The organism is Paenibacillus sp. FSL P2-0322 (genome assembly GCF_037975315.1).
Classification (GTDB): Bacteria; Bacillota; Bacilli; order Paenibacillales; family Paenibacillaceae; genus Paenibacillus; species Paenibacillus polymyxa_B.
In genome coordinates, this window is the sequence record NZ_CP150243.1 from 1142501 (window position 1) to 1160902 (window position 18402).

10 protein-coding genes, 7 tRNA genes, 2 rRNA genes and 1 pseudogene are annotated in these 18402 nt (G+C 46.9%); 16 read left to right on the top strand and 4 right to left on the bottom strand.

Features of this window, described 5'->3' with window-relative positions; all coding sequences use genetic code 11:
- Positions 1-29 precede the first annotated feature (29 nt).
- The 9 genes from MKY24_RS05200 (at position 30) to MKY24_RS05240 (ending at position 3877) form a co-directional block, all read left to right on the top strand.
- Positions 30-2957 (top strand): 23S ribosomal RNA (locus MKY24_RS05200).
- Positions 2958-3102: 145 nt separating this feature from the next.
- Positions 3103-3219, top strand: a 5S ribosomal RNA gene (rrf, locus tag MKY24_RS05205).
- A gap of 70 nt (positions 3220-3289) precedes the next feature.
- Positions 3290-3363: transfer RNA gene (locus tag MKY24_RS05210), tRNA-Lys, on the top strand.
- Positions 3364-3374: 11 nt separating this feature from the next.
- A tRNA-Leu gene (locus MKY24_RS05215) sits at positions 3375-3455 on the top strand.
- 10 nt (positions 3456-3465) lie between these two features.
- A tRNA-Gly gene (locus MKY24_RS05220) sits at positions 3466-3540 on the top strand.
- 7 nt (positions 3541-3547) lie between these two features.
- Positions 3548-3624: transfer RNA gene (locus MKY24_RS05225), tRNA-Arg, on the top strand.
- Between the two features lie 12 nt (positions 3625-3636).
- Positions 3637-3716: transfer RNA gene (locus MKY24_RS05230), tRNA-Leu, on the top strand.
- A gap of 7 nt (positions 3717-3723) precedes the next feature.
- Positions 3724-3797 (top strand) — tRNA-Pro (locus MKY24_RS05235).
- 10 nt (positions 3798-3807) lie between these two features.
- Positions 3808-3877: transfer RNA gene (locus tag MKY24_RS05240), tRNA-Gly, on the top strand.
- Between the two features lie 374 nt (positions 3878-4251).
- Here MKY24_RS05240 and MKY24_RS05245 read toward each other — a convergent pair.
- Positions 4252-4395: a hypothetical protein gene (locus tag MKY24_RS05245; protein WP_155613648.1), complete on the bottom strand. Its 144-nt coding sequence runs from the start codon at positions 4393-4395 to the stop codon at positions 4252-4254.
- 380 nt (positions 4396-4775) lie between these two features.
- Between MKY24_RS05245 and MKY24_RS05250 the strand changes: the two are divergent.
- Positions 4776-5238: pseudogene (locus MKY24_RS05250) on the top strand (phage tail protein).
- A 497-nt stretch (positions 5239-5735) separates the two neighbouring features.
- On the opposite strand, the gene MKY24_RS05255 reads toward MKY24_RS05250, so the two are convergent.
- Complete coding sequence (locus MKY24_RS05255) at positions 5736-6125, bottom strand: hypothetical protein (protein WP_226887791.1); 390 nt, start codon at positions 6123-6125, stop codon at positions 5736-5738.
- 7 nt (positions 6126-6132) lie between these two features.
- Here MKY24_RS05255 and MKY24_RS05260 point away from each other — a divergent pair, with 7 nt between their 5' ends.
- Complete coding sequence (locus MKY24_RS05260; RefSeq protein WP_339201519.1) at positions 6133-6492, top strand: TetR-like C-terminal domain-containing protein; 360 nt, start codon at positions 6133-6135, stop codon at positions 6490-6492.
- 519 nt (positions 6493-7011) lie between these two features.
- Positions 7012-8124, top strand: coding sequence for a collagen-like protein (locus tag MKY24_RS05265; protein WP_339201521.1), 1113 nt, complete (start codon positions 7012-7014; stop codon positions 8122-8124).
- A 362-nt stretch (positions 8125-8486) separates the two neighbouring features.
- Here MKY24_RS05265 and MKY24_RS05270 read toward each other — a convergent pair whose 3' ends face one another.
- The gene (locus MKY24_RS05270; RefSeq protein WP_339201522.1) at positions 8487-9338 is read right to left on the bottom strand and encodes an aldo/keto reductase; all 852 of its coding nucleotides are present in this window, start codon (positions 9336-9338) and stop codon (positions 8487-8489) included.
- A 346-nt stretch (positions 9339-9684) separates the two neighbouring features.
- A complete protein-coding gene (locus tag MKY24_RS05275; protein WP_023987240.1) occupies positions 9685-10167 on the bottom strand; it encodes a MerR family transcriptional regulator in 483 nt (160 codons plus the stop codon).
- Between the two features lie 176 nt (positions 10168-10343).
- Between MKY24_RS05275 and MKY24_RS05280 the strand changes: the two genes are divergently transcribed.
- The 4 genes from MKY24_RS05280 (at position 10344) to MKY24_RS05295 (ending at position 18395) form a co-directional block, all read left to right on the top strand.
- Entirely contained in the window at positions 10344-11477 is a 1134-nt protein-coding gene (locus tag MKY24_RS05280; RefSeq protein WP_076157685.1) for an NADH-dependent flavin oxidoreductase, read from the top strand.
- A 46-nt stretch (positions 11478-11523) separates the two neighbouring features.
- Positions 11524-12264 carry an SDR family oxidoreductase gene (locus tag MKY24_RS05285; protein ID WP_339201523.1) on the top strand — a complete coding sequence of 247 codons (741 nt, stop codon included), beginning with the start codon at positions 11524-11526 and terminating at the stop codon, positions 12262-12264.
- 671 nt (positions 12265-12935) lie between these two features.
- Positions 12936-16961 (top strand): DUF5695 domain-containing protein, encoded by a 4026-nt coding sequence (locus MKY24_RS05290; RefSeq protein WP_339201524.1) that lies wholly within the window; start codon positions 12936-12938, stop codon positions 16959-16961.
- Between the two features lie 135 nt (positions 16962-17096).
- On the top strand, positions 17097-18395 hold the full coding sequence (locus MKY24_RS05295; protein ID WP_069079686.1) for an alpha-glucosidase/alpha-galactosidase: 1299 nt from the start codon (positions 17097-17099) through the stop codon (positions 18393-18395).
- Positions 18396-18402 lie beyond the last annotated feature (7 nt).

The window sequence follows — 18402 nt, forward strand, 5'->3', positions numbered from 1 at the left end:
AGCGAATCGTATTTACGATGTAAATACTAGGTTAAGCTACAAAGAGCACACGGAGGATGCCTAGGCGCCAGGAGCCGACGAAGGACGTGGCGAACAACGATAAGGCCTCGGGGAGCTGTAAGCAAGCTTTGATCCGGGGATGTCCGAATGGGGAAACCCGGCTGTCTTCATCGACAGTCACTTTCTGCTGAATACATAGGCAGAATAGAGGCAGACCAGGGGAACTGAAACATCTAAGTACCCTGAGGAAGAGAAAACAATAGTGATTCCGTCAGTAGCGGCGAGCGAACGCGGATTAGCCCAAACCAAGGAGCTTGCTCCTTGGGGTTGTGGGACGTCTCACATGGAGTTACAAAGGAACCGGTTAGATGAAGAGGTCTGGAAAGGCCCGCCAGAGAAGGTAAAAGCCCTGTAGTTCAAAACTTGTTCTCTCCGAGACGGATCCCGAGTAGTGCGGGGCACGTGAAACCCCGTATGAATCCGGCAGGACCATCTGCCAAGGCTAAATACTCCCTGGCGACCGATAGTGAAGCAGTACCGTGAGGGAAAGGTGAAAAGCACCCCGGAAGGGGAGTGAAATAGATCCTGAAACCGTGTGCTTACAAGAAGTCAGAGCCCGATCTATGGGTGATGGCGTGCCTTTTGTAGAATGAACCGGCGAGTTACGTTCCCGTGCAAGGTTAAGGTGAAGAGCTGAAGCCGCAGCGAAAGCGAGTCTGAATAGGGCGATCTTGAGTACGTGGACGTAGACCCGAAACCGGGTGATCTACCCCTGTCCAGGGTGAAGGTGCGGTAACACGCACTGGAGGCCCGAACCCACGCATGTTGAAAAATGCGGGGATGAGGTGGGGGTAGCGGAGAAATTCCAATCGAACCCGGAGATAGCTGGTTCTCCCCGAAATAGCTTTAGGGCTAGCCTCGGAAAAAAGAATCGTGGAGGTAGAGCACTGATTGGGTGCGGGGCCCGCAAGGGTTACCAAGCTCAGTCAAACTCCGAATGCCATAGATTTAGTTCCGGGAGTCAGACAGTGAGTGCTAAGATCCATTGTCGAAAGGGAAACAGCCCAGACCATCAGCTAAGGTCCCCAAGTGTGTGTTAAGTGGGAAAGGATGTGGAGTTGCACAGACAACCAGGATGTTGGCTTAGAAGCAGCCACCATTGAAAGAGTGCGTAATAGCTCACTGGTCGAGTGACTCTGCGCCGAAAATGTAACGGGGCTAAACACACCACCGAAGCTATGGCTTGATGCTTGCATCAGGGGTAGGGGAGCGTTGAATGCGGGTTGAAGGTGTACCGTAAGGAGCGCTGGACTGCATTCAAGTGAGAATGCCGGTATGAGTAACGAAAAGATCTGTGAGAATCAGATCCGCCGAAAGCCTAAGGGTTCCTGAGGAAGGTTCGTCCGCTCAGGGTAAGTCGGGACCTAAGGCGAGGCCGATAGGCGTAGTCGAAGGACAACAGGTCGAAATTCCTGTACCACCGTAATCCGTTATGAGCGATGGGGTGACGCAGTAGGGTAGTGACGCGGACTGATGGATGTCCGTCTAAGCAGTGAGGCTGGTGTGTAGGCAAATCCGCACATCGTTAAGGCTGGGCTGTGATGGGGAGCGAAAATTGTAGTAGCGAAGGTCATGATCTCAGACTGCCAAGAAAAGCCTCTAGCCAGGAGAAGGTGCCCGTACCGCAAACCGACACAGGTAGGCGAGAAGAGAATTCTAAGGCGCGCGGAAGAACTCTCGTTAAGGAACTCGGCAAAATGACCCCGTAACTTCGGGAGAAGGGGTGCCTCGGTAGGGTGAATAGCCCGAGGGGGCCGCAGTGAAAAGGCCCAAGCGACTGTTTAGCAAAAACACAGGTCTGTGCGAAGCCGCAAGGCGAAGTATACGGGCTGACGCCTGCCCGGTGCTGGAAGGTTAAGGGGAGTGGTAAGCCTTCGGGCGAAGCTATGAACCGAAGCCCCAGTAAACGGCGGCCGTAACTATAACGGTCCTAAGGTAGCGAAATTCCTTGTCAGGTAAATTCTGACCCGCACGAATGGCGTAACGACTTGGGCGCTGTCTCAACGAGAGATCCGGTGAAATTTTAATACCTGTGAAGATGCAGGTTACCCGCGACAAGACGGAAAGACCCCATGGAGCTTTACTGCAGCTTGATATTGAATTTGGGTACGATCTGTACAGGATAGGTGGGAGCCGTTGAACCTTGAGCGCCAGCTTGAGAGGAGGCATCCTTGGGATACCACCCTGATCGTATCTAGGTTCTAACTTGGTACCGTGATCCGGTGCGAGGACAGTGTCAGGTGGGCAGTTTGACTGGGGCGGTCGCCTCCTAAAGAGTAACGGAGGCGCCCCAAGGTTCCCTCAGAATGGTTGGAAATCATTCGAAGAGTGCAAAGGCAGAAGGGAGCTTGACTGCGAGACCTACAAGTCGAGCAGGGACGAAAGTCGGGCTTAGTGATCCGGTGGTACCGCATGGAAGGGCCATCGCTCAACGGATAAAAGCTACCCTGGGGATAACAGGCTTATCTCCCCCAAGAGTCCACATCGACGGGGAGGTTTGGCACCTCGATGTCGGCTCATCGCATCCTGGGGCTGAAGTAGGTCCCAAGGGTTGGGCTGTTCGCCCATTAAAGCGGTACGCGAGCTGGGTTCAGAACGTCGTGAGACAGTTCGGTCCCTATCTGTCGTGGGCGTAGGAAATTTGAGAGGAGCTGTCCTTAGTACGAGAGGACCGGGATGGACGTACCGCTGGTGTACCAGTTGTTCCGCCAGGAGCACCGCTGGGTAGCTATGTACGGAAGGGATAAGCGCTGAAAGCATCTAAGCGTGAAGCCCCCCTCAAGATGAGATTTCCCAGTATGTAAGACCCCTTGAAGACGACGAGGTAGATAGGTTGGGGGTGGAAGTGCAGTAATGCATGGAGCTGACCAATACTAATCGGTCGAGGGCTTATCCTAAAATAAAACGCAAATAAGTTTCGGATCCAGTTTTCAGGGTGTAAGTTTTGTATTGTATAAGCTCAAGTAGCTTATATGAAACAAGCGAACACACAGCATTTGGCGATGCTGATTCCTGTTAAAGAATTTACGATGTAAATTCATGTTTGGTGGCGATAGCGGAGGGGTTCCACACGTACCCATCCCGAACACGACCGTTAAGCCCTCCAGCGCCGATGGTACTTGGACCGCAGGGTCCTGGGAGAGTAGGACGCCGCCAAGCAACCCCATAATGGGGATTTTTTTTCGCCTATCAGGCTATTGATTATACATACAAAATTAAATTTTTAGATGGGGCTATAGCTCAGTCGGTAGAGCACCTGACTTTTAATCAGGGTGTCGAAGGTTCGAGTCCTTCATGGCTCCCATTGTATTCATGCGCGTGTGGCGGAATTGGCAGACGCACTAGACTTAGGATCTAGCGTCATTGACGTGGGGGTTCAAGTCCCTCCACGCGCATCTTGTTTTTGCGGACGTGGCTCAGCGGTAGAGCATCGCCTTGCCAAGGCGAGGGTCGCGGGTTCGATTCCCGTCGTCCGCTCCACTTATTAGTCCCCTTAGCTCAGCTGGATAGAGCGTTTGACTACGAATCAAAAGGTCGGGAGTTCGAATCTCTCAGGGGACGCCATTAACTTCATAAGCCGGTGTGGCGGAATTGGCAGACGCGCGCGACTCAAAATCGTGAGGGAAACCGTGGAGGTTCGAGTCCTCTCACCGGCATCTATTTCGGGATGTAGCTCAGCTTGGTAGAGCACCTGGTTTGGGACCAGGGGGTCGTGTATTCAAATCGTGTCGTCCCGATAAATTAATGGCGGGTGTAGTTCAATGTAGAACTCCAGCCTTCCAAGCTGGTAGCGTGGGTTCGATTCCCATAACCCGCTTTATATAGATGAAAAAGAAGAGATGGCTTATTTTTATGCCATCTCTTCTTTTTTACTTTTAAACTATTCCTATCCACATGACAACCAGTAGAAACTCCAAGGCAATCTCCTCCGTTCCTTTGCGTTATTAACATACATAGGCAACTTCCAGAATTCTTATTTTCTGATCTCCTCCATATACTTAAGTTTCAGTTCGCAGTTCAGTTCTTGAAGGAAATATCAGCATGCAGACAGAAAATCTCATCAGAAATTGCCCCACCTCCTGCACCCCGCAACCTAACTTTGTTATCGGCGAGAGAAGCAACCGCTCCAGATCCAGACCTTCAATCTGCTTAACTATCGGTCAATGGGCTTTGAGCGAAGCGCTGACCGAGTCATCTTCGTCTGAGAAGCAGCCAGTACACCCCGCTCTGATCCCGGACCTCGAACAGGGTCACTACTTCAACAGTTGAAGATATCCGATCCGGGTAACGAAGAAGTCGCTCGGGTGGTGCCGAGCACATAGGCTTCGTACTCATTTGGTTTACGTATGCAGGTATTCCCCTTCCATGCAGAGGGGCTTTCCCAAACAAACATGGCCTAACGGCCACCATCATGAATGAAAATGTCTTGGCTTGTGAATCTGAACCTCCTTAATGGAAGTACAGGGCACAGGCCGAGATTTTTTTGGTAGGACATACTCTGAGTCCTTAATTTCCCGACCTCAAGGAACTATAGGCAGCATCGTATTGTCTCGCTGGTCGAATATTTAAAGCGGTGTTGGTGAATACCAGTCTATGTGAACACTATTTAACAAACTAACTAACAAATTCGCCATTCAAATCTTCTCTTGAATCGATTTTGGTGAAATGTGGACTCCTGCTGTTAGGGCGTAAAGAGAGAAGAGGAGGAATAGAAATTGTCGTATCTGGTTGATTTTAAAGATGTGTCTACGGTTGGTTTAGAGTCTTCACCTGTAGCAGAAGCGCTTGCGGGTTTACGTGCTAATGAAGCCCGTTATTTTATGAATAAATACAAGTATGAATTTACGGTTGTACCCGCTAGCGAAAGCCAGGAGAGCCTTGATTATGTGAACCGAATTTTGATAGAAGAACGTGATAATGCGTTTGCGGCTAAACCTTTAGAAACGTCGCGTTTTCAAGTGGAAAATATCCAATTCACCTACGTTTTTTATGAGGATGGTCTTGCAATCAATGTCATGTATACGGTGGATGACTCTAAAAAGCGGGCCGTTGGTTTTAAGCTTTCTGAGGGGATGGAGGTACCAAAAGAGTTAGAAGAGAAGTTTAAGTTTGCTAGGCAGGAGTCTAAACTAGCTGGAACAATCCGGGGCTTCTTTTGTAATTAAAGGACAATATTAAAGTAAGCAAAAGCGCAAACGGAGGAATCCATCCCCTTATTCTCTTTGCAAAAAAATGTGAAATCAAAGAAAGGGCTATCCCGCAAAAGGATGGCCCTTTCTTTGAAGGAATGATGAAAAGCAATTTTGATTGAGAAAATGCTAGAAATAATAGGGAAAGATACCGCTTATCATATGATTATCATACAGGAAGATCGCGGGTAGTCTCTGATAAGGAGGCTACTTTTCGAGAACTTGCCCTTCAGCCAACGTGGTGAACCATACCATAAGTAAAGACGAAAAATTTTCTTGGGGGAAGTGACCTAACAATACGATTAGCCAGAATAGTTCGATGCGAATGAAGATAACAACACTCAGTGTGGTATACATTCGTGTTGATCTCGTGTTTTAATATCCAAACTTCTATTTCATACATGTTGTTGCTAGTCTATGTCTTGCTTCGCTTTTCTCAAGTGCTTTATTAAGCGGCCCATGATCGATTCTCGGTCTCGCCTCCAATCAGTTGTTGAAGTAGTGAGACTGTTCGAGGTCGTGGATTAGTGCAGGCTGCACAGGCCGCCATCCCAGAAGTTCCTGAGTTGCAACGCTTGATCTTGGGATATCGAGCGCTGCAAGTGTACTGAGGAAGCCGAAGTGGGTGTCTGCTTCTTCACGGGAAATGCTGACTACAGGCACGTTCAGGTGTTTACCGATAACACTTGCGATGTCGCGAAATGGCACTCCTTCATCTGCGACCCCATTTAGTCGTGAACCTGCGGGCGCCTTTTCTAACGCAAGGCGGTATAGATGTGCGGCGTCAAGGCGGTGCACAGCCGGCCAGCGGTTGGTCCCCTCTTCCACATAGGCTGAGAAGCCCTTCGTTTTGGCAATGTTGATCAGTCTCGGCACAAATCCTGTGTCACCCTCACCGTGTACCGAAGGACAAAGCTCTACGATTGAACGAAAATTTCGTGTCCTAGCGGGCCTAGGCTCCTTTTTGCAGCATCCGGAATTTGCCGAAGCAGGAACAGCCGGGATTTTCGAGCCATGGGTTGTTGTGAACCGCGAGCTTATGAACCGAGCCGTCGTCCGCGGTGAAATTCCCGCTCACGCGGACATTGAGATGGCTTGTCAGGTCATTACTTCAATGGCTTCCTTTCGCGGACTCATCCAGCGCAAACCGTTCGACAAGCCTTTCTTCACAGTGCTAATCGATGGCATTCTACTGCCTGCACTCAAAAACCCGCAAACAGCTCCAAATATCATGGACAGATGATGACCAGGCGCTTACCAGAAGAATCTACAAGGTGGATCAATCACAGAAATGATTCAACTAACGGGAAACGATATTTGAATTTAGAACAGGGAGCACACTGCCACTGTGAGGTACAAAAAAAGACCCAAATGTGACTTAGGTTGACGCAATGAAGGATGATTTAAATTATGTAATCATACTGAAATAGTGTTGTGGCTTGTGGTATAACATCACCCTACTAAACACCCAATATTCTAAAAATGGTTTTTAGTCTAGCGAATAACCGGCTATTCGTCCATGCCTAAAATAAACAACTCACGTACACTGAACCATATTTATAGGGAGGTGTCGTTGTTGAGTTGTCTGGATAAAAAAAAACGTGCAAAAAGAAAACCACAATTGTTTGCCATCCAAAAGAAAAGAAAAAAGAAACGGTTGAGTTTTCTGGATAAAAAAAAATCGTGCAAAAAGAAAACCGCAATTGTTTGCCATCCAAAAGGGAAAAAAAAGAAACGACGTCTTCTAGTTATTAAAAAAATAGTGCGGGTACCGTGTCCCCCACCTAAAGGTCAGCAATTACTTCAAGGACTTGCGGGAGCAATTGCAGAAGCTGGACCTCAAGGGCTTGCAGGAGCACTTGGCCCCCAAGGATTGGCAGGGCTTGCAGGAGCGATAGGCGCACTTGGTCCCGAAGGACTTGCAGGAGCACTTGGCCCCCAAGGATTGGCAGGACTTGCAGGAGCGATAGGAGCACTTGGTCCCGAAGGACTTGCAGGAGCACTTGGCCCCCAAGGATTGGCAGGGATTGCAGGAGCGATAGGCGCACTTGGCCCCGAAGGACTTGCAGGAGCACTTGGTCCCCAAGGACTTGCAGGGATTGCAGGAGCACTTGGGGCGCTTGGCCCTCAAGGACTTGCAGGAGCACTTGGTCCCCAAGGACTGGCAGGGATTGCAGGAGCGATAGGTGCACTTGGCCCCGAAGGACTTGCAGGAGCACTTGGCCCACAGGGACTTGCAGGGATTGCAGGAGCAATTGGCGCAGCTGGATTGGCAGGACCAGCAGGACCAGCAGGACCAGCAGGACCAGCAGGGCCAGCGGGACCAGCAGGAGCAGCAGGACCAGCAGGGCCAGCGGGACCAGCAGGAGCAGCAGGGCTAACAGGTCCAGCAGGAGCAACAGGAGCAACAGGAGCAGCAGGAGCAACAGGAGCAGCAGGACCAGCAGGTGGAGTATTAGGCTTTGCAGATTTCTTTGCCTTGATGCCTCCTGATAATGCAGCAACTGTTGCTCCCGACACGGACGTGAGTTTTCCGCAAGATGGTCCAATCAGTGGGACTGCAATTACCCGTATAAATGCGAGTTCTTTTAACTTGGCTACAATTGGCACTTATCAGGTTTTGTTTCAGGTAGGTGTAAACGAACCGGGTCAACTCATTTTAACACTCAACGGCGCTGACCTGGCTTATACGGTGGTCGGGCGTGCAACAGGTACTTCTCAAATAGTAGGAATGGCTCTTGTACAAACAACGGTCATTAATTCAGTACTCACAGTGCGAAATCCTGCTGGCAATGCCGCGGCACTCACGATCACTCCATTAGCTGGAGGAACAAGACCAGTTTCCGCGCACCTTGTTATTACGCAGGTTGCATAGAGGGAAAGAAATGCAGTATTTTTCGATAATAATGCCAATATCAAATAGAGGCCGCCCTCAATATTTCTGCGGTGCAATAATTTGGTAAGGGGACATTGTGCTCCTACGACATAAATGTATTGCTTTGTAGCGATCACCGCCGACAGGGGCGTTTCTCCAGACATCTGTGATGGGGGACGTCCCTTCTTTGATAAATGTATTAAACTAACGGGGAACGATAGTTCAATAAATACATTGATACCGCAAACGAAAAAGAGGAGTAGATTTCCTTAGGGCATCTACTCCATACTTCTAACGGTTATTGTTAAATTGTTGGTTCTTTTGCCGTAATCAAAACCTACGGGTGATCTTTTGAAAGAGGGTTAGATATCGAGTTTACGGCTACCGATCCATTTCACCATGTCAGGATCGCGATGTGAAAAGAACAGGCTCTGTTTCGTATCTAACGTAGTAATCGACTCCATATCCTCATGGCTTAACTCAAAGTCAAAGATATCGAAGTTTTCGATAATTCTTTCTTTACGAACGGACTTTGGAATCACAACAACTTCTCTTTGTGTCAACCAGCGTAAAACCACCTGAGCAACGGATTTATTATACTTTTCAGCTATGGCTGCCAATATCTCATGCTGGAACAAGTTATTTTTCCCTTCAGCAAAAGGCGCCCAGGATTCGATCTGAACATTATTCTCTTTCATGAATTTTGCATTTTCAATTTGCTGATTGAATGGGTGCGTTTCAACCTGGTTTACGGCAGGAACTACTTCATTATGAATAATCAAATCGATCAGGCGATCCTCATGGAAGTTACTAACGCCGATTGCACGGACCTTTCCTTCACGATACAATTCCTCCATAGCTCGCCAAGAACCAAACACATCTCCATATGGCTGGTGAATTAAATACAAATCCAAATAATCCAACCGCAATCTTTCCAGTGATTTTTCAAATGCCTTTTTTGTACGCTCATAACCAGTATCCTGAACCCAAAGTTTCGTAGTGATAAATAACTCCTCTCTTGTCACGCCACTTCGATTAATCGCTCTGCCAACTGCTTCTTCATTTAAATAAGAGGCAGCGGTATCTATCAAACGATAGCCTGCCATAATAGCGTCATAAACGCTTTGTTCACATTCATTTGCATCTTGGATCTGATAAACACCAAAACCGAGTATAGGCATCTCAACACCATTGTTCAAAGTTACTTTTTGCATATAAAATCCTCCAGTATTTTTAATTATTATGTGTAAATCAACTACAATCCATATTCATAACAGACACCCACTTCACATCCTTATTATGCACCAGATGACAAAGCGATCGTTATCCCGTTCGTGCCAAATGTTTGCCTAATCCTCTCACTACCACCTACAACTTAATTTAATTCGGGGTTCAACTAACGGAAAACGATAGTTGAATTTAGAACAGGGAGCACACTGCCGCGGCAAATGCTCCCTCTTTCATTGAAGTAACAGGCAGATTGGTGCAATATCCGTCAAAATTAAATACACAAAAAAATTGACTTCGAGTGTACTCGAAGCCGTAGACTATCTTCTAAGATCAAGCATGAACTTTTGACGCTGATTTGATATGTTCCGGTATATCGTACTTTTCTCCACATTCTGGGTTATTGTTAACTGGATTCCAGGTATCGTCTAATTGACCAGCCAAAACACTTTCGTAGTAAGCCTTCTTCTCTTTTATGTGCATTAATTGAAGGTTGTACTCATGGATCTTCGCTTCTAGTTCTTTTTCTTGTTTTACAACAAGCTCAGCCCTTTCAGGAATCGTCTCATCACCTTGCAAACACATAGCAATGTAATGTTTGACTTCTGAAATCGGCAATCCTGAAATACGAAAGCAATGCACCATTCGCAACCAATCCAGATCATGTTCAGAGAATAAGCGATTGTTTCTGCCGTCTCTCGAAACGAAAGGTATTAATTGTTGGTCATCATAGTAACGGATCGTATGTTTTGTAAGGCCAGTTATTTCAGATACATCTTTTACCGTATATTTTGGTTCATGTAATGTCTGATTCAAAATTTCGAACCTCCTTGCTATTGACTTCGAGTTACTCGAATACTTTATGATGTCATTGTACCAATGTTGTGAGCGCTCATCAACTGGTAATCTCCTCTGGGAATGCGAATAAATGCTTTAACTTAAGACAACAATTACTACAGTTTATAAATGAATAACTAGAAAGAGGTTAGAAAATGAACGCAAAATATAACAAACTATTTGAATCCTTTACACTCAAAAATGGAATCGACCTTAGAAATCGAGTCATTATGGCGCCTATGACAACTTGGGCCAGTAATGACGATTACACGATTTCAGATGAAGAAGTAAATTATTATAAAAAAAGAGTGAACGGTGTAGGTTTGGTTATAACAGGCTGTACGCATGTCCAACCAAACGGTATAGGTTTTACGCATGAATTTGCAGGCTATGACGATACATTTATTCCAAGTTTACGAAAATTAGCCGATGCGGCGAAAAGTGGAGGAGCTCCTGCGGTACTTCAAGTTTTCCACGCAGGCAACAAAGCACTTCCGACCTTAACTCCAAATGGAGATGTGGTAAGCTCCAGTGCTGTACAGACTGAAGCTACGGCATTTGCTCCTTCTGTTTTGCCGAGAGCACTTTCACATGATGAGATCATGGAAGTAATTCGTGCATTTGGAGAAACAACAAGACGAGCCATTGAAGCAGGATTTGATGGCGTTGAAATTCATGGTGCACATGGATTTTTGCTGCAAAACTTCTTTTCTCCATTCTTCAACAGACGTGAGGATCAATGGGGAGGTTCTTTAGAAAATCGCTTGCGCTTTCCGTTGGCGGTTATTCAAGAAATGAAAAATGTGATTCGAAAATTTGCTACAAAACCGTTTATATTGGGTTACAGGCTTTCTCCTGATGAACCAATTGAAGGTGGTCTGCGAATGAAAGATACCTATACATTAATTGATCACCTGATTGAAGAAGGTGTCGATTATGTGCATGCTTCACTCGTAAATGCGCTCTCGTTAAAGCCGTTCGATAGTCAGGATGAAAAAACATATCTTGAATTAATTATAGAACATGTAAATGGCAGATTGTCTGTAATGGCAGCTGGTGCTATGGACACTCCGGATGACGTTGTAACGGCTTTAGATAAGGGGCTGTCCTTAGCGGCTATTGGTCATACGTTAATCATGAATCCAGACTGGGTAGAAAAGGTTCAAAGTGGACAAGAGTCTGAAATCCAAACAGCGATAAAGGCTTCAAAAGTTAGTGAGCTTGAGCTTCCGGAAAAACTTTGGGGTGTCATCCAAGCTTCAGGTCCATGGTTTCATATCGAAGAATAACATTTTTATTGTTATCACGTTTTCATCAAGAAAGGATGTGAATTATATGTCAAATATTCAAGATAAGGTTGTCATTATTACAGGTGCCTCAAGTGGAATTGGAGAAGCGACTGCAAAAGAACTTGCCTCTAAAGGTGCGAAGCTGGTACTGGCCGCTCGTTGTGAAGCTCGTTTGCAAAAGCTGCAAGAAGCAATTCAAAATAATGGCGGGCAAGCTGTTTATAAAGTGACGGATGTTTCCTCACATGAGCAGATGGAAGAGTTAGCGGATTATGCGCTTAAAGAGTTTGGAAAAATAGACGTAATGGTCAATAATGCAGGAGTCATGCCGTTATCCCCTGTTCATGAAAAGAAAATCAAAGAATGGGATTTGATGGTGGATGTTAACATAAAGGGTGTACTTTATGGTATTGCTGCCGTTCTTCCAACCATGAGAGAAAGAAGAGAAGGGCATATCATTAACGTTTCCTCTATAGCAGGGCACTTAGTATTCCCTGCTAGTTCAGTTTATAGTGGTACAAAGTTTGCTGTGCGTGCCATTACAGAAGGCCTTCGTAGAGAAGAGTGTATCAACAATATTCGAACGACTATTGTCTCGCCAGGATCGATTGATACAGAATTAACAGCAGCAATTTCAAACTCAGAGTTAAAAACAGCAATTAATGAGGTTATGAAAATTGCTATCGAGCCTTCTAACATTGCTCGTGCCATAGCATTTGCAATTGAACAGCCAGCCGATGTAGCAATTAATGAGATGATTATTCGTCCAACAATTCAAGAACTATAAAAATAGAAAAATAATGAGATATGTTGATACTGCCCTAAAAATAGATTTTGGGGCAGTATTTATATTTGTACGGTTTACATGCCTCTTGCTATTGCTATGGGATAGATATGATTTGTTAGCTCTATAAAATGGGGGTTGACCAATACAAAGCATACCATTGGAATCAGCCCAGTTTATAAATGCTTTCAGCAGATTTTTCCCCATACCCTATCCCCAAAATTCTTTACATACGCAGACTCCAAATTCTACCTTAGGAGCGAAACTATCTTAATAAATACCCTCGCATCTGAAAACCCAACGTATCGATTCCCCACTACAGCAGCTCAAAATAAATTCTCGATTTTATAGTGTCCGTTTGTATAATCTGATCACACCCCGATATATCTAAAAATGCCTCCTTGCTCCCTATCTAAATTTCTTTCTCTCCATCATCAGTAATCTTAATTCAGATAAATCTGTCGTAGCTTGGTTGATTGCCGATCTAACAGTATCCCTCTATTAGGTTGAAATCCTATATAAATCGGTTGAAAATGTTGATTTTACCAATGGACAAGGATTTGTACAATAGAGTTGTAACGCTTACATTTCCAAGGGGGGTGCGGCGAAATGAAGAGACTTCAGGTAATTGGCAAGCAAATCAGGACCCCGAGATCCAAAAGGAGGCCGTGTTGATGAAATTTAAGGGAATATTGGCGGCATTTTTGTTTTTAACCACAGCGTCTGTGTTGTTTGGGACGCATACGGCAGAGGCCCATGAACTATCCAATGACAAGCTGACGATTCAGACAGGTGAGCACGGTGAAATTTCATCCATACGTATCAAGGGAGATGCTTTCCCGACAGAGTACGTGATGAACGCAACGGTTACACCTGAGCAGAACACCGCAGATCATCAGTGGCTAGGGGAGCTGATGTTCACGTACCGCTTGGATGGAGGCAGCTGGACGAAGGCATGGACGAACAAGTCGGCAGACGCACGTAAGATCACAACCAGTGGTAACCGTGTCACTGTCACGTACGAGAATTCTACTAACGCAGAAGGCATACGCAATTTTAAAGTCATTGAAACGTATTCGGCAGAGTCGAATGGTTCGGTGCTGTGGAATATACAGGTGCAGAATACAAGTGGAAAAAAATTGGAGATTGGCGATTTCGGTTTGCCTCTGCCTTTTAATGAGCAGTGGACCAACGGTGATGCGATCTACGAAACTAGAGTGGTGACGCATTCCTTTGTCGGCAATAACAGCTCCTATATTACAGCTGGGCGTCCCAGCGGCATTGGTTCTTCCCTGCTGCTGATTCCTGATTCCACAACAGGTGCGGGTTTTGAATATCAGGATCACTGGCGGGATGAGGAGCATCCGGGCAGCAAATGGGCCTGGAATCCAGCCAACGAAGGTAAATGGCTGGAAGGCCTCAATGTATTTTATATTCATTCCAATGTCATCAAGTCCACGAATCGGGGGTACTTGCCCAATACAAGCCTGATCCTGAATCCTGGTCAAAGCAAAAACTATGGCTTCAAGTTTCTGGCGGTGAAGGACGAGCATGATGTAAAAGATACGTTGTACCAAGAAAACTTGGTGGATACAACAGTCGTACCCGGCATGATCGTGCCTACGAATCAAAAAGCGAAGGTGGACCTGCGCTCCAAGCAGGCGATCAGCAAAGTAACCTATCCAGACGGAACCGTTATTCCGCAGACAGATAGCAAGGCCGGAGGACATTACATTTATGAACTGAAATTTACTAAGCTGGGTCCGAACTTCATAACGGTAGAATACGGAAACGGCAACAAAACGGTGTTACAGTTCTATGCCATCGAGCCGATTGATCAGGCGTTGCAACGGCATGCTACATTTATGGTCGACAAAACCCAATGGAATGTACCGGGTGATCTGCGCGACAAGGTATTTGATGATTGGATGATGCATACCAAATCCAAACGCAACATTTTCAACGGCTATTGGGGCTGGGGAGACGATTGGGGTCTGACCCACGGACAGTTCCTGGCTGAGAAAAACACACTGTCTCCAGTCGCCAAAGAGGTGCGGGCAGTAGACGATTATTTGGAGACGGCGATCTGGACAAATCTGATGAACGGACATCATGAGGATTATTTAATTCATGATTTCTTGATGCCAGAACCTAACGATACACCGACCTATCGAGGGTATGCGTATCCGCACGTATACAACACGTATTTCAGCATGTACAAGATTGCCAAGGAATACCCGGACCTTGTCACTTACAAGCATCCAAAGGAAACCTATTTGCTGCGGGCGTATAACATTTTCAAAGCATTGTATGAAGGGCCAGTCGCGTACAACTGGGAAACAGGTTTGATGGGCGAACTGACCACACCGGATATTATTCAGGCACTTCATGATGAAGGCTATGATGATGAAGCGAATGATCTCAAGGAAAAAATGGAGCGTAAATATAACAATTTTAAAAATACAAAGTATCCTTACGGTTCTGAATATAGCTATGACAATACAGGGGAAGAGGCTGTATATACGTTAGCCAAGCAGAATATAGATACAGAGGGCGAGCAAAGTAAAGCCCTGGAAATGATGAGTAAAATTAATGCCAAAACCCGTGCGGCACGCGGTCATATGCCCGTATGGTACTACTACACCGATCCGGTGACGATTACCGGGGAGAACTGGTTTAACTTCCAGTACACGACTTCGCTTGCCGGATATGCGATGGATGACTGGATTCGCCATCATGAGGACAATCACCGTGAGGAACAACAGCGGTTGTCCTATGCAGCTAAAATTGCCAATGTTGGAGCGATTAACTCCGGGCAAATCAGCTCCGACCCTGAAAACATCGGGGCGGTCGCATGGACGTATCAAGCGGAAAAAGGCAATAACGGCACGAACGGCACTGGCGGCGGTAAAAATGTTCCGCTCTTTAACGGCTGGCGCGGCATGAGCGGTGAGGCTGATCTCGGATTGTTCGGTGCGCTCAAAACATTAAGTGCTGATATCGCGATTGATCCTATTTTTGGATTGACGGGCTACGGTGCAGAGGTGAGCAAAAGCGGCAACGTGTATACGATCAAGCCACTGGACGGCCTGTTCAAGCGGGTCAATCTGATCACGGAAAAGCTGTATATCGAGCTGGAAAAGGACCAATATACAGAAGCCAAGTTGGCAACATCCAAGGATTATGTATGGTTCCAACTGAAAAATCAAACGCCGGGCCAAGCCCATTCCACGTACGTTACATTTGACGGTTTGAAGAAAGGAACGTATTTGGTTAAAGTGGGCGGTCAATCGCAAGGAAAGTTTAATGCGTATGCGACCACCAACAAACTTAAATTGGAGATTGGTACAGCATCCTCCTATACGGTAGAGCTGACACCGACCACACCTGATCCGAACAAAGCACCTATCGTGGATGCTGGCAAAGATTCGAAGGTAAAGCTGCCGGATCAGATCATTCTGAAAGGCACGGCTACGGATGATGGACTTCCACAAGGTAAGGTGACGAGCGAGTGGAGTCTGGTCGAAGGACCACAGGACGCGAAGGTCACATTCAGTAACAAAACATCGCTGCGCACGAAGGTGGACGTTTCCGAGCCAGGAACGTATGTGTTCAAGCTGACAGCCAGCGATTCTCAGTTGTCAGCTGAGGCTAAAGTAACGGTGGTAGCTGAAGCGGCGGCTCCGTTACTTGAACAGCTTGCAGTTTACAAGTTTGATGAAACAAGCGGTTCTATAGTTGCGGATTCATCGGACAGTGGCAATGATGCTGCCGTGAAGGGAACGGCTGCATGGGCTGCGGGTAAAACAGGCAATGCTGTCAGCCTGAACGGCAAGGACAGCTATGTGCAGCTTCCGGCGGGTATTGTCAGTCGGACACAGCAATTGACCGTATCCGGCTGGGTCAAAGCGAACAGCCTGAGCGATTATGTGCGGATTTTTGACTTCGGCTCCGGGACGAATGAATATATGTTCCTGACGCCTAAAGCAGGAAACACCATGCTGTTTGCTATTACCAACCAAGGCAACGGGCAGGGACAGGAGCAGACGATTGAAGGCCCTGTACTGCCGACAGGCGTATGGAAGCATGTTGCGGTCACGCTTTCGGGTTCCACAGGTATTTTGTACGTGGATGGTAAAGAAGTGGGACGCAATACCAACCTGACCTTGAATCCTACCAGTCTGGGTCAGACCAAAAATAATTTCATCGGCAAATCTCAGTACCCTGATCCGTACTTCAATGGTCTGGTGGATGAATTCCGTATCTACAGCCGTGCTTTGAATGCAACCGAGGTGGCAGGACTGGCCTCTGGTACAGCACAGAATCTGGCGGCAACTGAGAAAATCACGGCTTTAAAAGAAGTAAACGTGACGACTCGTGCGGGTGAAAAACCCGAACTGCCAAGCGTCGTGGAAGCTACGTATGGAGAAGGCTCCACCAAATGGGTGGCTGTGGAATGGGAGGATATAGACCCTGCACAATATGCTGCTCCAGGTTCGTTTGAGTTGAAGGGTAAAGTAGAAGGGACAGAGTTAAAGGCAATTGCGAAGGTAACTGTGATTGAGGCTGGGGCTGCGGATTCATCGGTAACACCGGTTAGTCCGGAGAATTCAGTAACCCCGCCAACTACGACACCCTCGGTAACATCTGCCTTACCGCTTCGGCCTGTTAGCTCCGTTAAATCAGCGGGGGTATCCTGAATGGGAGGCAACAACGCATAGTTATGAGTAACCTTTCCCATCGTCACTTTCCTCCTGTAAAGGGGAGAGTGGCGGTGGGTATCCTTGCATTTGGAGTGCAAAGCTGCGAACAAAAATGTGAATGGGGGAAAAAGTATGAGCAAGATTACATTTCTGGGTGCAGGCAGTACGGTATTTGCTAAAAATGTGCTTGGCGATTGTATGTTGACGCCTGCTTTGCAGGGCTTTGAGTTGGCGTTGTTCGATATTGACCCCGTAAGGCTGAAAGATTCGGAAAATATTTTATCCAATTTGAAAAAAACAACAGGGAGCACCTGTGTGATTCGCTCCTACACTGACCGCAAGGAAGCACTGCGTGGGGCGACCTATGTGGTAAACGCCATCCAAGTAGGCGGCTATGATCCGTGTACAATTACGGATTTTGAAATTCCTAAAAAATATGGCCTGCGCCAAACGATTGCCGATACGGTCGGCATTGGCGGTATTTTCCGCAATTTACGTACGATTCCGGTGATGCTCGATTTTGCGGCAGATGTACGCGAGGTTTGCCCAGATGCATGGTTTCTCAACTACACGAATCCGATGGCAGTGCTAACGAATGTGATGAACGTTTATGGCGGTGTCCGTACGGTAGGGCTGTGTCATAGCGTGCAGGCGTGTATACCGGAACTGTTTAAAAGCCTCGGGCTGGAGCAGGAAGGTGTAAAGGCAAAAATCGCAGGCATTAATCATATGGCGTGGCTGCTCGAAGTGAGCAAGGACGGTGTGGATTTGTATCCTGAGATTAAAAAACGAGCCGCCGCTAAGCAGCAGGAAAAGCATCATGATATGGTGCGCTTTGAAATGATGCTAAAATTCGGCTATTACATTACGGAATCGTCCGAGCATAATGCGGAGTATCATCCGTATTTTATCAAACGGGCATACCCTGAGCTGATCGAGCGCTTCAATATTCCTTTGGATGAATACCCGCGTCGCTGTGTGAGCCAGATTGCACGATGGGAAACGATGCGTGAAGAGCTTTTGGGTAATCAGGATCTGCGTCATGAACGGTCAAACGAGTATGCCTCTTATATATTTGAGGCGATCGAAACGAATCAGCCTTTTGCCATTGGCGGCAATGTGATGAACACAGGCTTAATTACCAATCTGCCGAAGGAAGCCTGTGTGGAGGTACCTTGTCTGGTGAATCGTAACGGGGTTACGCCAACCTTTGTCGGGGATTTGCCACCCCAATGCGCTGCGCTGAACCGGACGAATATTAATACCCAGCTGTTAACGATTGAAGCTGCAATCACCGGGAAAAAGGAGCACATTTATCATGCTGCTATGTTGGACCCGCACACGTCCGCAGAGCTGTCCATGGATGATATCGTTTCTCTGTGTGATGACCTAATTGCAGCCCACGGGACATGGCTCCCAGCCTATGTGTAAGGGAGGC

Bases quoted from the DNA above. Each gene is read 5' to 3' on its own strand.
- MKY24_RS05245 (WP_155613648.1), bottom strand. From the start codon at position 4,395: ATGAGTACGAAGCCTATGTGCTCGGCACCACCCGAGCGACTTCTTCGT.
- MKY24_RS05280 (WP_076157685.1), top strand. From the start codon at position 10,344: ATGAACGCAAAATATAACAAACTATTTGAATCCTTTACACTCAAAAAT.
- MKY24_RS05290 (WP_339201524.1), top strand. From the start codon at position 12,936: ATGAAATTTAAGGGAATATTGGCGGCATTTTTGTTTTTAACCACAGCG.
- MKY24_RS05285 (WP_339201523.1), top strand. From the start codon at position 11,524: ATGTCAAATATTCAAGATAAGGTTGTCATTATTACAGGTGCCTCAAGT.
- MKY24_RS05270 (WP_339201522.1), bottom strand. From the start codon at position 9,338: ATGCAAAAAGTAACTTTGAACAATGGTGTTGAGATGCCTATACTCGGT.
- MKY24_RS05295 (WP_069079686.1), top strand. From the start codon at position 17,097: ATGAGCAAGATTACATTTCTGGGTGCAGGCAGTACGGTATTTGCTAAA.